Below are 14560 nucleotides of genomic sequence, written 5' to 3' on the forward strand. Positions count from 1 at the left end.
TAATTAATCCATCGGCGAGTGTTTCGCCTTTTCCAGCATCTTCCCTATATAATAGCCAGTATAGGAGCCTTCACAGGCCGCCACCTTCTCCGGCGTGCCTTCCGCGATCACGGTTCCGCCGCCATCTCCGCCTTCCGGCCCCATATCTATGATGTAATCCGCAGTTTTGATCACATCCAGGTTATGCTCAATAACGATTACCGTATTGCCTCCATCGGCCAGCCGGTGCAGTATTTCCACCAGCTTGTGCACATCCGCAAAATGAAGACCTGTTGTAGGTTCATCCAGAATATAGATTGTCTTTCCCGTACTCCTGCGGCTCAGCTCCGTAGCCAGCTTGATCCGCTGTGCCTCGCCGCCGGAAAGGGTTGTGGAGGGCTGTCCCAGCTTGATGTAGGAAAGGCCCACATCGTAGAGCGTTTCTATCTTTCTGCGGATACTGGGAACATTTTCGAAGAAGCCAACCGCTTCCTCCACGGTCATATCCAGCACGTCAAAAATACTTTTTCCTTTATATTTAACCTCCAGAGTCTCCCTGTTATAACGTTTGCCGCCGCAGACCTCGCAGGGTACATATACATCGGGCAGGAAATGCATTTCAATCTTGATGATTCCGTCGCCGCCGCAGGCCTCGCATCTTCCGCCCTTCACATTGAAGCTGAATCTTCCTTTCTTGTATCCCTTTGCCTTGGCATCCTGGGTGGACGCAAACAGATCACGGATCATATCAAATACGCCGGTATAGGTGGCCGGATTGGAACGGGGCGTACGGCCGATGGGGGACTGATCAATATCAATGACCTTATCCAGCTGGTCGATTCCTTCGATTCCCTTATTTTTCCCGGGTATTGTTCTGGCTCTGTTCAGGTCGCGTGCCAGTGTCTTATAAAGTATTTCATTCACCAGGGAGCTTTTTCCTGAACCGGAAACGCCGGTTACACAGGTCATGACTCCCAGGGGGAACTTCACATCAATATTCCTCAGGTTATTCTCCGCGGCGCCCTTTACCTTAATCCATCCCGCAGGCTTCCTGCGTTTTTCGGGAACCGGAATGGATAGCGCCCCGCTCAGATACTGTCCCGTGATGGATTCCGGTATATTCATCAGCTCCTCCGCCGTACCGCAGGCAACCACCTCACCGCCGTGAGAGCCTGCGCCGGGACCGATATCCACGATATAGTCCGCCGCCAGCATAGTATCCTCGTCATGCTCTACAACAAGAAGCGTATTGCCTAAATCTCGGAGATTTTTCAATGTGTTCAGAAGCTTATCGTTGTCACGCTGATGCAGTCCGATACTTGGCTCATCCAGGATATAGCATACGCCTACCAGGCCGGAGCCAATCTGGGTTGCAAGACGAATACGCTGCGCCTCGCCGCCTGACAGTGTTCCCGTAGCTCTTGACAGGGACAGGTATTCCAGTCCCACATCCACCAGGAAACCGACCCTCGCCCTGATTTCCTTCAGGATCTGTTTGCCGATAAGCTCCTGCTGTTTTGTCAGCTGCATATTATCCAGATATTCCTTCAGATTGCGGATGGACATGGAAGTAACCTCGTAAATATTCCTGTCGCATACCGTTACGGCCAGCGCTGCTTTTTTCAGTCGCATCCCCTGGCAGATATTACAGGGAGTAATGCTCATGAAAGTTTCATACTCCTGCTTCATAATATCTGACGCAGTCTCCCTGTAGCGGCGCTCCACATTCTTAATCAGCCCCTCAAAGGCCACCGGATACACGCCTTTTCCCCGCTGTCCCTGATAGAAGACCTCCACCTCACGGCCGCCGGTTCCATGAATCAGGACATCCTTTATCTTATCCGGATACTTTTCAAAAGGGGTATCCAGGCTGAAATGATATTCCTTGGCCAAAGCCTGCAGGATTGCATTGGTAAAGCTGGAAGTATCGTTGCAGGACTGCCATCCCATTACCGCAATCGCGCCTTCATTGATGCTCAGCCGTTTATCGGGAATCATCAAATCCACATCAAATTCCATCTTATAGCCCAGGCCGAAGCACTCCGGGCAGGCGCCAAAGGGGTTGTTGAAGGAAAAGCTTCTTGGCTCGATTTCATCAACGCTGATTCCGCAGTCAGGACAGGCGAAGCTCTGGCTGAAGGTCATGGTTTCCCCGTCTATGACATCCACAATAAGCAGTCCGTCCGTAAGCGCAAGCACGCTTTCAATGGAGTCCGTAAGGCGGCGTTCGATACCCTCCTTAACCACCAGACGATCCACAACGATTTCTATATTATGCTTGATATTTTTATCCAGCTTGATTTCTTCCGACAGCTCATACAGGTTTCCGTCCACTCTTACACGGACGTAGCCGCTTCTTTTGGCGCGTTCCAGCACCTTGGCATGCTCGCCCTTCCTGCCCCTTACTACGGGCGCCAGCAGCTGTATCCTGGAACCGTCGGGCAGGCCCATAATCTGATCTACCATCTGATCTACCGTCTGCTTTTTAATTTCCTTTCCGCACTTGGGGCAGTGGGGGATACCAATCCGGGCATATAAAAGACGGAAATAGTCATAAATTTCGGTTACGGTTCCCACTGTAGATCTGGGGTTTCTATTGGTGGATTTCTGGTCGATGGATATCGCCGGAGAAAGCCCTTCGATTTTTTCCACGTTGGGCTTTTCCATCTGTCCCAGGAACTGTCTTGCATAGGAAGACAGGGACTCCATATACCGTCTCTGTCCCTCCGCATAAATTGTGTCAAATGCAAGTGAAGATTTTCCCGAACCGGACAATCCGGTCAGGACTACCAGTTCATTTCTGGGTATATCCACGTCTATATTCTTCAGATTATGCTCATTCGCCCCACGGATTTTTATAAATTCACGGGGTCTCATCTTTATGCTTTCCTGTTCCATGCTCTGGTCTGTGCTCCTTTCAAAGCAGGCCGGACCCGCCGGCCCGCGCCGTATTCTTTCCTAACCATCCTGTTTCCGGACAGTTATCCTTATTCCTTCATTTTTGCCAATGTTTTCTTAAGCTCTACCATCTTGTCACGCAATTCTGCGGCAGCTTCGAAATTCAAATCCGCAGCGGCCTGCTTCATCTTCTTCTGGATATCTCCAATCAGCTTCTCCAGCTCCTTCTCGTCCATGGATTCAGGATCCTTTTCAAATCGTACCTCTTCCTTGGCGATTACCTTCGATATACTGATCAAATCACGCACGCTCTTTTTAATGGTCTGCGGCGTAATTCCGTGTTCTTCGTTATATTTCTGCTGGATTTCCCTACGCCTGTTAGTTTCGCTGATGGCGGCATTCATGGAATCCGTCATGTTATCCGCATACATGATAACATGCCCTTCCGCATTTCTGGCCGCACGGCCAATCGTCTGTATCAATGAAGTCTCTGAACGCAGGAAGCCCTCTTTATCGGCGTCCAGGATGGCTACAAGGGAAATCTCCGGGATATCCAGGCCTTCTCTGAGCAGGTTGATACCCACAAGGACGTCGAATACATCCAGCCGCATATCCCGGATGATTTCCGCCCGTTCCAGCGTATCAATGTCGGAATGCAGGTACTTCACCCTGATTCCCACCTCACGCATATAATCGGTTAAATCCTCTGCCATACGCTTTGTCAGCGTAGTCACCAGCACCTTGTTGTGTTTATCCGTTTCCTTTCTGATTTCACCGATCAGGTCATCGATCTGTCCTTCCACAGGGCGCACAATAACCTCCGGATCAAGCAGTCCGGTAGGACGGATAATCTGCTCCGTACGCAGCAGCTCATGCGCCTCTTCATAAGCGGAAGGCGTTGCGGACACAAAAAGCAGCTGATCAATATGTGATTCAAACTCTTCAAAATTCAGCGGCCGGTTATCCAGCGCGGAGGGCAGTCGGAAGCCGTAATCAACAAGCGTCATCTTCCTGGAACGGTCGCCCGCGAACATTCCTCTGATCTGGGGAATGGTAATATGGGACTCATCTATCATAATCAGGAAATCATCCCCGAAAAAGTCAAGGAGCGTCATAGGCGGTTCACCGGGCTGCGTGCCGTTCAGATGTCTGGAATAGTTTTCAATACCGGAGCAGAACCCGGTCTCACGCAGCATCTCAATATCAAAGTTAGTCCTTTCAGAAATACGCTGTGCCTCCAGGAGCTTGTCTTCTCCCTTAAAATACCGGATACGTTCTTCCAGCTCCTGTTCAATATTGTCACAGGCTATATTTATCTTTCCCTGGGAAACCACATAATGGGAGGCGGGGAAAATAGCGATATGCTCCAGTGTAGCATGCAGCTTCCCGCTCAGCGGATCCACCTGGGCAATCCGATCAATCTCGTCCCCGAAAAATTCCACCCTTATCAGGTAATCGCCGCCCTGCGCCGGATAAATCTCCACGCTGTCCCCGCGGACACGGAAGCAGCCGCGGCTTAAATCCATATCATTTCTGTCATATTGTATATCTATCAGTTCCCGCAGAACCGCATCCCTGTCCTTCACCATGCCGGGGCGCAATGAAACAATCATGTCCTTGTATTCATCCGGGCTTCCCAGACCGTAAATACAGGACACACTGGCCACCACAATGACATCCTTGCGCTCCGCCAGCGATGCGGTAGCTGACAGGCGCAGCTTGTCTATCTCATCGTTGATGGAGGAATCCTTAGCAATGTAGGTATCTGAGGAAGGGACGTAGGCTTCCGGCTGGTAGTAGTCGTAGTAGGAGACAAAATACTCCACCGCGTTGTTTGGGAAAAATTCTTTGAATTCTCCATATAACTGGCCTGCTAATGTCTTGTTATGGGCAATGATCAAGGTTGGCTTATTCAGGGCCTGGATGACATTGGCCATGGTAAAGGTCTTACCGGAGCCGGTAACACCAAGTAATGTCTGAAACTGATTGCCTTCCTGAAAACCTTTCACCAGTTCGGCGATGGCGTGGGGCTGATCACCGGTTGGTTTATATTCTGATACTAATTCAAAATGATCCATATTTATCTCCATATTGTGCAAATCTATTACACTAAGTTTAAAGGATATTAACGCATTTTATTGCAAAAAAAGCATTCTAAAACGCATTTATTTTATAATACAATCCAGCGACCAGACTTTTTGCTGCCCTCATGTTTAATCTGTCCAGATTCAACCATCTTTTTTATAGTTCTTTTCACACTGGATAATGAAACTCCTATTATTTCTGCCATTTGAGGTTGACTGATATTTGAATTCATTACTAAAATATCAATTATTCTTTTTTCAAGCAAAGTTTTCTCATACCCAATTGAATTTATCGGTTCATTTATCGGTTCATTTATCGGTTCATTTTGGATTTTTGAACCGTTATTTCCCTGTGATAATTGCTTCTGAACGAATGGCAATATTAAAATCGTTCTATCCGGATTATACTGCTCTTCAATCACTGGCGTTTCCCAGCCCTGTGATTTCCAAACATCAAAAATATCTGGCACCCCACTACCAGCACGCTCACCGATTCCAATGATATTAAACATCTTCATCAGCGCCTTATTTCTAGGATCAGATATTCCACCTTTCAGCATCTGGTTTTTTCCGGTTCGGATATATCCCGGATTCTCCATAATCACATGCTCAGCATCTTTCCGAATCACAATGCCACGTGGCACAAAAAAGTCTGTATTAGTCAAGCAGTTGGCAAGTGCCTCTCGCATTGCCTTATGCACTGGTGTATCATCAATTCTGGTAATTCCATCCAACTTGAACGGAATCTTTAGATCTTTTGTGATTTTGCTGTTCACACGAAAAAAGAAGTCGAATAAATTTCCTGTCCAATCACCAGAGCTTGACTGCAGACGATCGGTCCATCTGATTGTTGGATCAAGCATTTCTCTATAATCCAAAAAGTATTCCGGATACTCGTAAAGAATCTTATACTCCTCGCCAAACATCAAAAGGCCTGCCCCGGTTGGACGAATCCGTTTATCGGTACGTGATTGTCTGGCAGCCCCAATCTGCTCTAAATACTCTGCATCCGAAAGTTTTTCCCACACATGATTTGGGCGCAGCGCTGCATGTCTGCTACGATAGGCATGTATGGTATCCAAATTCAAATCACTGATTTCCAACTCATCCAACACCTTCATATCCGATGTTTCTTCTGTCTGATCTCGAATCATGGCACGCACTTCACCTGGAGTGCAATGATAATCACCCTCTCCATTTCGTCGGAATGTTCCGCCAAATAAATTGTCATTCAGGTAAACCGGTTTTTCCTCACGTGTTGCCTGTGGCACATGAATAGCCATAACAACATCGTCATGAATCTCATATGCTTTTACATCCTCATCGGTAAGCAGGTTAATACTGACCTTCTTTCTATCATTGATTACATTCCAGAAATCCTTTTTCAATTTTTCAATATCTTTTAAACCGGTTGTTGCAAAACTACCATCCTCACGCTCAATTACACCAAGCAGAATTACCCCGCCATAACAGTTTGCCATGGCAGAGTACGTATCCCATAAGCTATTTGGCAAACCGCCTCTTGCTTTTTTTGCCTCCAGGCGATTATTTTCCCGATAATCATCGAAGAGTCTTATATCAAAATCCATCTATCTTCACCTGCCTCTCTTCTATTTTTTCAACAAATAATTCTCTCATTTTCACTGTTCCCAAATTCATCTAACAATTCCTTCGATAGATTTTTCAACAGTTTTTTTCGTACATCTAACCTCTGATTAAATTCGCTACATGCGTGTAGCGAATTCATATTGCGCTCCACATACGTTCCGTGTCCGTTTTATAGTCAAAATCATTATCAAATATTGTAATTCGCAACAATTGCTCTATCTTAGTTTTTAACTTTTCTATTGTAATAACATGCGGCTGCGCTTTTGTTATTCCTGTTTCAATAATCTTTACATATGCTTCTTCTATATCTTTTGCATGCTGTACGGCTTCTATTTCATCTGTATAATGTTTAAATATTTCCTCAATTTTACACTCAAATAAACATCCATATATTTCCATGCACTCTAACAACAAGCGATAGTTACTTTCCTCTCCCTAGATTGTCATGGCACACTCAGTTGCATCTCCCCGACACTCGCATTTAATCTGCGGTAACTCTCCTTCCAGAATAGGTGTATTAAAGATAACGCCAATCCCAAATTACCCATATATATCCCATTTATGCCCTTTTATCAAAATTTTTCTGGTTCTTCAATTTTTCCAAATCTAAGTCCATACGAGATATTAAAGGTAAATAATATAACTTCATAGCAGGAGACAAAATACTCCACCGCGTTATTTGGAAAAAACTCTTTGAATTCTCCATATAGCTGGCCTGCTAATGTTTTGTTATTGGCTATGATCAAGGTTGGTTTATATTCTGAAACTATTTCAAAATGATCCATAAAAGTCCTCTTTTATGAATACATTAGTTATTCTCTTCTTCATAATCAGTAATATTCTTCTTACGTAAACCTCATTATATCAGAATATAAAAACAAAGTACAGAGAAACATCGAATGTTTGTTCTATACTTTGTTTTTATTTCATCAACATATTTACAACAGCTTTTTTAATTCTGCCTCTGTATCAGTAAAGTGATATAGTTCATACTCTTCATGAACAGAAGGTCTACTAATAGTAATAGGTGTAATTTTACCCTATCCAAGATAATACTAATTCAATTATCATCTATTTCTTTGTTCCATTTGGCCGAAAGCTTCCATAGCTGGACGAAACCCTATCATTCCATAGCGTCCTTCCGCACATAAAAGGTTCTGCGCCCAGTTCCGCATTTCACAATGACCTCCTCATCGGTAAGTCGTTTCAATGCTCCCAGCACAGCAGAACGGCTTCCGCTGGGACAATCAGCAATCACTTCTGCGCCGGTAAACTTACCAATTTTTCCGGTCACATAGGCTTTTACCACATCATAGACCGTGCTTCGATTACTGTCGGATACCCAACCTACTCTGGCTTCAAACTCAGTATAGCAGGCAAGAATCATCTGAAGCATATACTTAATGAATGGCGTGGGATCATTCTGTTCCTCATGCCATCCTGCATCAATGCATTCCAGTACACCGTAATAGACATCTTTGGTTTCCTCTATCTTCTTTTCAACACTGATATACTTACCCACCTCATAGCCATTTTGATAGAGAAGTAACAAGGTGAGCAGTCGGCTCATTCTTCCATTTCCATCATTAAATGGATGGATGCACAGAAAGTCGCAGATAAAAGTCGGAATCAAAATCAGAGGGTCTATGACCTCCATGGCCAATGTCTGACGATAGCTTTCACAGATGGCCCCAATCGCTGGTTCTGTTTCATAAGGGGCCAGCGGAGTAAAGCGTGTCACTACAGTTCCGTCTGGTTTTGTCTCATTAATATAGTTCTGTGTGTTCTTAAATTGACCGCCATATGACAAGCCGGCATGTTTTAATAAATCACGATGCAGCTGCAGGATATAGGCCGGCTTGACTGGAATATAGTTATGGCTCTCATGGATGGTATTCAGTACATCCCGATATCCAACAATTTCACTCTCATCCCGGTTTTTTGGCATGGTCTTGTCATCCATTAACTGTCTGATTCGCGTGCTTGTGGTGACAATGCCTTCAATTTTATTGGAGCTTTCGGTACTTTGTATCCGTGCAATTTTAACCAGGCGTTCCAACTCCACAGGCTTCTGCCGCACATATAGTTCCTGTTTTCCTTTATATTCATGTATTTTTGCAACATAAATAAGAATTTCGCTATCCCACATCCGGTCTGCCAGTTTCATATAATCAAATGTTCTCATATCCGTACCCGGCTTTGACAGAATCTTTTCGTCCAGCCTTTTACCCTTTCGTCCATATTATAGTTTAATATGGACGAAATATTCAATAGGTAGATGAAAAAATAAATGGACAGGCTCAGTTATGCAAGAGTCCCCCTCATATAGCTTTCATTAACAAGACAGCCCAGAAAGCAATGGCACAAGAGCAATACCAATCGAGACTTTTTTCTTCTCTGACAACAGTTCAGTACGCCGGGAATATTGGTGCAAAACCAATCATTAAGCCGGCCTATAAGACCGTTTTTGCACCATCCTGAAACCCTTACAATACTACTTATAAAATTTCTTTCTGATCTTTCTCATTTCTTTCCAGACATTATCCCCATAATTACTTACCAAAACAGAAATCATGCCATTATTAGGATTATATTCAGAAAGAAAACTCACACCAGGGTCACAGCCCTGAAAGTAAACAAAATCTTTGCCACATGGATTGTCAATAATCCATATCCCATAGCCATAATAGCCTTCTTCGGCATCAATACCGTCCCCGCTTTGCTTAGTAAACATTTTTGAGAGAAGCTCCTTTGAAATAAGTTTTCCGCTCAATAAATTCGTCCAAAAGCTAAGGATATCTTTTACCGTGATAAACGCTCCCCCTGCGCCTGTTCCATTTACATCAACAGAAAAAATATTGGTACGGTAATCATCTGTGTCAGCACAATAAATATAATTATTTGCACATTTTGCCGGTAATCTGTCCAGTGCATAGTAACCCGTTCCGCTCATACCGCATACATCAAAGATATTTGTCTGCAGATATTTGTCAAAATACATTCCCGTTACTTTTTCGATTATTGACGCAAGCAGCACAAACCCTGAATTATTATATTGGAATTTTTCACCCTTCGGATACATCATAGGCTTCTCTATAAACAACGGGAGCAGGTCATTATTATGTCTGATTTTGTAATTAGGAAAATCAACCCATAAATCCTCGTATTCGTCCATAATGCTTTCATCAAAATAATCTGGGACTCCCGAAGTATGATTTAATAATTGTTCTACTGTCACATCTGCATCTATATCGTGCAAATCAATATCCAGCAGTTTTCCTAATGTATCATCAAAACTCAGTTTCCCTTGTTCAATTAACTGCAAAATGGCTACCGCAACAAAGACTTTTCCTGCTGATGCGCTTGCAAATTTTGTTTCCATCGTATTTGGAATTTCATTGGCCAAATCAGCAAAGCCTGATACATTTTCTATTATCACCTTACCATCTTGGACAACGTATATATTCCCTCTGAAATTACTGTCAATTATTTCTTTTATATCCATAATCCACCTCGCTGAAACTCTTGATTTTATCAATCCTGTTCTTTCGAAGCCTTCGAATAACCGCTTCGTCCTCAACTTCAATTCTTCTATTCAATATTTATATAAAAACAGAGCTATGATACCGTACCCATTGTATCACAGCCCTGCACGGCCAACAGTTTACTGCCCATCCCCCAGCTTCCCGTTCATTACTTCAATCGCCTTATTCAGCTGGTTATCCACACCGTCATTATAATAAGCTTCCCCGTCAAACTTCTCCTCAATATCCGGTGCAATACCAATTTTATGGATATTGTTCCCATTCGGGGTATAATAGTTGCTCACGGTAAGCTTTACAGCCGATCCGTCAGAAAGGGAAATAATCCGCTGCACAATACCCTTTCCAAAGGTCGTTGTGCCCACCAGCGTTCCGATTCCATAATCCTTAATCGCCCCGGCCAGGATCTCCGAAGCACTGGCGCTGCCGCTGTCCACAAGGACTACCAGCGGCTCCTTTATCTGGTTTGTTCCATCGCAGGTATATTCCGTCCTTTTCCCGTTCTTGTCTTCCGTATATACAATCAGGCCTTTGGGAAGGATCTCGCGGGCGATATCGCAGACCGTGTTCAGATTTCCGCCCGGGTTTCCTCTCAGGTCAAGAATCAGCCCCTTCATTCCCGAACCGCGGCATACTGCCAGGGCTTCCGTAAACTGATCCAGGGTTACCGTGTCAAACTCGGTAATCTGGATATATCCGATGTTGTTGTCCAGCATCTTCTGGTTAACAGTAGGGCTTTCCACCTTTCTGCGCACAACGTCAATTTCCAGATAATCCGACTCACCCTCTCTGATAATGGTCAGATGCACCGTAGTGCCTTCCTCACCCTTTACCTTGCTGACTACCTGCGTCAGCTCCAGTCCCTGGACCTCTTCCCCATCCACCTTATAGAGAAGATCTCCTGCCCGCAGCCCGCTTTCCTGGGCGGGCGTACCTTCGATAATCCCCGTCAGGCGGGGCAGGCTGGTGTCCGCGTCAATGCCGATATAAGCGCCGATGCCATAATAGATACCCTCAGTTTTGTCCTGCAGCTCTTTCAGTTCCTCAGCTGAATAATAAACGGAGTAGGGATCTCCCAGGGCTTTAACCAGCCCATCGTACACGCCTTTTTCCAGTGTCTGTTCGTCCACGCTTTCCAGATAATACTTTCCTATGGTATCCTCCAGCAGCTTCAGCTTATCCATAGTCCGCTGATTGGCAACAGTATCGCTGCCTGTGTTTTCCGCCGCGCTCTGTGACGCTGCCTCCTGCGCTCTTGACGCCTGAAGCAGATTCCAGGCGGAACGCCCCATGAAAACACCGCTTAAAATCAGCGCTGCCGCCAGTACTCCTGTAACTATCCCTCCCAAGAAGCTTTTCTTATTACTCATCGTTAACCTCGATTCCTGCGGCTGTCAGGCCGTTTTACTAAATGTTTATCCGTCAGTGGCTCCGGAAAATAAAAACCGGGCTGCAAGCTTTATCCGCTGCCCCCGCCCGGTTCCAAAGTTTACGTCCTGTTCTAGTATATAGTAAACTATTTTAAATAATTCCAGGGGTTTACATATTCCCCGTTCAATCTCACACTGAAATGCAGATGAGGTCCGGTGGAACGTCCCGTGGAGCCTACCGCTGCGATCTGCTGCCCTTTGGTCACCGTCTGCCCCTGGGAGACATTCAGTGAAGAAGCATGCATGTAAATTGTATAAAGCCCGTCTCCATGGTTGAGCATGACGTAATTTCCCATAGAGCTGTTATATGCGGCGCCCACCACGGTTCCGTCATAGGCCGCCAGTATCGGCGTACCGCTGGCCGCTGCAAAATCCACACCGTTATGGAACTTCTTCACACCAAGCGTCGGATGGATTCTGTAGCCGTATTCATCTGAAATCCTCTTATAAGAAGTAAGCGGGAACTGGAACATGCCTCCGTCATAGGTCACCTTCGGCTTATTTAATTCCTCCAGCTGCTTTCTTTCCGCCGCTGCCGCCGCTTCCAAAGCGGCGATTGTGGAATTCTGCGCCGCAATATCCGCTTCATATTCCTTGATGGCAGCCTCTTTATTGCTGATATCGCCCTGAAAAGCAGTAATCTGCTGTTCCTTCTGGCTGATCAGCGTTTCCAGGCCGGCTTCTTCCTTTTCCACCTCAGCCTTGGCCTGCTCCAGCACCTCCTGCTCCTCCTCCAGCGCCTTTTTACATGTTTCCACCAGTTCACGGTTCTTCTGGTACTCTTCCAGCTGCCGCTGGTCATATTCATTCATCTGCTCCATGTAATTGGCATTGTTGAGAAATTCCCCGAAGCTCTTTGAAGCCAGCAGCATCTCAATATAGTTACTGCTTCCCCGTTCATAGGAATACTGGATGCGCACCTTCATGGCCGCATACTGCTGCTCCTCCCGCTCAATGGCTTCCTCCAGCTGCTTCTGGGTCTCCCTGATTTCCTCTTCCTTTTCAGAAATCATGGACTTCAGCTCATTGATTTTAGACTGAATCTGTGCAAGATTGCCATCCAGCTGCTTTACATATGCCTCCAGGTCATTTTTGGAGCTCTCCAGGCTGTCTACCATGGCCTGTATATCCGACATTGTGGACTGAAGCTGTTTTTTCTGCTCCTGTGCCTCCGTTATCGCAGATTCCTTTTCCTTAATGCTCTGCTCCAGTTCGCTGGAGGTTGCCGCTTCGCTTCCTATTTCCGGAAAAAACCAGGAAAAAAGAAGCACAAGGCAGAGCAAAAGACTGATATCTCTTCTGTTCTTTATCATATTCTCCACCGCACCGCACAGACAAACCGCTTCGTCTTATCAGACACGCAGATGCTTGCGGACCGTAATGAAACTTCCCATGAAACCGATGCCCACACCAACGATTACTATGACCGGGGCCAATGTTGTAAAAATTGTATTTACAGGCAGGAAATGCAGCAGATTAGACAGTACGGAAAATTTGGTCCCTATATAATCCACAACCTTATTGTATAACACATAAATCGTTCCCAGAGGGAATGCGGATCCGAGGATACCGATCAGGATACCCTCAATTACGAAGGGCGCCCTTACAAAGAAATCCGTCGCTCCGATATATTTCATAATGCTGATTTCTTCCTTTCTGACAGAAATACCAATGGTAACGGTATTGCTGATCAGGAAAACAGAAACAAGCAGCAGGATCAGGATAATGCCCGCCGACACATATGCCACAAGTGCATTCACACCCGTCAGGGTGGTTGCCGCAAGCTCCGACTGGTTAACCGTCTTGATCTCCGGTATGGTGTTCAGATAATCCACCAGCGCCGCCTGCTCCGCGATATCCTTCATATAGATCGCGTAGCTGGCTGAATTCTCAAGGGGGTTATCCGGGAAGCCGTCAGAAAATTCCTCAGGAATCCAGTTCGCCCTGTAATAATCCCAGGCTTCATCCGCAGAGGTAAATTCCACCTTGGACACCTCTTCCCGCGCCTCTATCTTATCCCCGATTTCCTTCATCTGCTCTTCCGTGGTACCCGGCTGGAAGAAAATCGTAACCGACACGCCTTCCTCCGCCGTTTTCACAATACTCTGGAAGTTGGCAATCACCGCATAAAACAATCCGAAAAGAAACAGGCAGGCGCTGATAGTCGCCACTGAAGCGAGAGAAAACCATTTATTACGGAAAATATTGATAATACCCTGTTTCAGCGTATAAAAAAATGTACTAATTCTCATCGATATAACCACCTTTTTCTTCGTCGCTCACGATGACGCCTTTCTTCATCGTAACAACCCGCTTACGCATTTCATTTACGATTTCACGGTTGTGGGTTACTACCAGTATTGTGGTTCCCCCTTCGTTGATTTTCTCCAGAAGCTTCATGATTTCCCAGGAGTTCTTGGGATCCAGGTTTCCGGTAGGTTCGTCGGCAAGCAGGATGGGCGGCCTGTTGATCAGAGCCCTGGCCAGGGCCACTCTCTGCTGCTCCCCGCCGGAAAGCTGCTTCGGCTTTGCTTTATATTTCCCCGCAAGCCCCACGGTCGCCAGAATTGCCGGGACATTCCGTTTGATTTCCTTTGTGGGTACCTGGATAATCCGCTGTGCGAACGCCACGTTCTCGTAGACATTCCTGTCCTTGAGCAGACGGAAATCCTGGAATACGATCCCCAGGTTCCTTCTGTACCTTGGTATCTGGCGCGGCTTCAAATCCGCCACGCTCTGTCCGTTCACCAGAATGGTGCCGGAGGTGGGCGTCAGTTCCCGCAGCAGAAGCTTGATGAGGGTGGACTTTCCGGAACCGCTGTCACCCACGATAAAAACAAACTCTCCCTTTTTTACCCGCAGGTTCACTCCGTTCAAAGCAGGAGCGCCCGTCGAATAGCTCTTGCTTACCCTGTCAAGAACTATGACGGAGCCGTCATCCTTAATTCTCCTTTTTGTCTTCCTCGTACCAAAAAGTCCCAAAACCTACACCTCGCTATCCCGGCGGCCTAAAAAACGG

The 14560-nt window shown here is 45.9% G+C and carries 11 protein-coding genes; all 11 read right to left on the reverse strand.

The features are described 5' to 3' along the window. Positions 1–3: 3 nt before the first annotated feature. Positions 4–2856: an excinuclease ABC subunit UvrA gene (gene uvrA / locus HMPREF1548_RS21660; RefSeq protein ID WP_276945414.1), complete on the reverse strand. Its 2853-nt coding sequence runs from the start codon at positions 2854–2856 to the stop codon at positions 4–6. 110 nt (positions 2857–2966) lie between these two features. Continuing rightward, positions 2967–4955, reverse strand: coding sequence for an excinuclease ABC subunit UvrB (uvrB, locus tag HMPREF1548_RS21665; RefSeq protein WP_025488414.1), 1989 nt, complete (start codon positions 4953–4955; stop codon positions 2967–2969). Positions 4956–5047: 92 nt separating this feature from the next. Beyond that, on the reverse strand, positions 5048–6550 hold the full coding sequence (locus HMPREF1548_RS21670) for a DUF8451 domain-containing protein (protein WP_021638737.1): 1503 nt from the start codon (positions 6548–6550) through the stop codon (positions 5048–5050). Positions 6551–6704: 154 nt separating this feature from the next. Next, positions 6705–6968 carry a hypothetical protein gene (locus HMPREF1548_RS21675; protein WP_021638738.1) on the reverse strand — a complete coding sequence of 88 codons (264 nt, stop codon included), beginning with the start codon at positions 6966–6968 and terminating at the stop codon, positions 6705–6707. A gap of 173 nt (positions 6969–7141) precedes the next feature. Then, entirely contained in the window at positions 7142–7354 is a 213-nt protein-coding gene (locus HMPREF1548_RS21680; protein WP_021638739.1) for a hypothetical protein, read from the reverse strand. Positions 7355–7692: 338 nt separating this feature from the next. Then, the gene (locus HMPREF1548_RS21685; RefSeq protein WP_021638740.1) at positions 7693–8754 is read right to left on the reverse strand and encodes a Fic family protein; all 1062 of its coding nucleotides are present in this window, start codon (positions 8752–8754) and stop codon (positions 7693–7695) included. A gap of 309 nt (positions 8755–9063) precedes the next feature. Beyond that, on the reverse strand, positions 9064–10074 hold the full coding sequence (locus tag HMPREF1548_RS21690) for a serine hydrolase domain-containing protein (RefSeq protein WP_021638741.1): 1011 nt from the start codon (positions 10072–10074) through the stop codon (positions 9064–9066). Positions 10075–10233: 159 nt separating this feature from the next. Continuing rightward, entirely contained in the window at positions 10234–11481 is a 1248-nt protein-coding gene (locus HMPREF1548_RS21695; RefSeq protein WP_021638742.1) for a S41 family peptidase, read from the reverse strand. A gap of 146 nt (positions 11482–11627) precedes the next feature. Continuing rightward, entirely contained in the window at positions 11628–12854 is a 1227-nt protein-coding gene (locus HMPREF1548_RS21700; RefSeq protein WP_021638743.1) for a murein hydrolase activator EnvC family protein, read from the reverse strand. 39 nt (positions 12855–12893) lie between these two features. Next, on the reverse strand, positions 12894–13793 hold the full coding sequence (gene ftsX, locus HMPREF1548_RS21705) for a permease-like cell division protein FtsX (RefSeq protein WP_021638744.1): 900 nt from the start codon (positions 13791–13793) through the stop codon (positions 12894–12896). After that, entirely contained in the window at positions 13783–14523 is a 741-nt protein-coding gene (ftsE, locus tag HMPREF1548_RS21710; RefSeq protein WP_021638745.1) for a cell division ATP-binding protein FtsE, read from the reverse strand. The genes ftsX and ftsE overlap by 11 nt, the downstream gene beginning before the upstream one ends. Positions 14524–14560: the final 37 nt, after the last annotated feature.

This window comes from Clostridium sp. KLE 1755 (assembly GCF_000466465.2).
Taxonomy (GTDB): domain Bacteria; phylum Bacillota; class Clostridia; order Lachnospirales; family Lachnospiraceae; genus Eisenbergiella; species Eisenbergiella porci.

Excerpts from the sequence above, each read along its gene's own strand:
- uvrA (WP_276945414.1), bottom strand. The coding sequence starts at position 2,856 with ATGAGACCCCGTGAATTTATAAAAATCCGTGGGGCGAATGAGCATAAT.
- uvrB (WP_025488414.1), bottom strand. The coding sequence starts at position 4,955 with ATGGATCATTTTGAATTAGTATCAGAATATAAACCAACCGGTGATCAG.
- HMPREF1548_RS21670 (WP_021638737.1), bottom strand. The coding sequence starts at position 6,550 with ATGGATTTTGATATAAGACTCTTCGATGATTATCGGGAAAATAATCGC.
- HMPREF1548_RS21675 (WP_021638738.1), bottom strand. The coding sequence starts at position 6,968 with ATGGAAATATATGGATGTTTATTTGAGTGTAAAATTGAGGAAATATTT.
- HMPREF1548_RS21680 (WP_021638739.1), bottom strand. The coding sequence starts at position 7,354 with ATGGATCATTTTGAAATAGTTTCAGAATATAAACCAACCTTGATCATA.
- HMPREF1548_RS21685 (WP_021638740.1), bottom strand. The coding sequence starts at position 8,754 with ATGAGAACATTTGATTATATGAAACTGGCAGACCGGATGTGGGATAGC.
- HMPREF1548_RS21690 (WP_021638741.1), bottom strand. The coding sequence starts at position 10,074 with ATGGATATAAAAGAAATAATTGACAGTAATTTCAGAGGGAATATATAC.
- HMPREF1548_RS21695 (WP_021638742.1), bottom strand. The coding sequence starts at position 11,481 with ATGAGTAATAAGAAAAGCTTCTTGGGAGGGATAGTTACAGGAGTACTG.
- HMPREF1548_RS21700 (WP_021638743.1), bottom strand. The coding sequence starts at position 12,854 with ATGATAAAGAACAGAAGAGATATCAGTCTTTTGCTCTGCCTTGTGCTT.
- ftsX (WP_021638744.1), bottom strand. The coding sequence starts at position 13,793 with ATGAGAATTAGTACATTTTTTTATACGCTGAAACAGGGTATTATCAAT.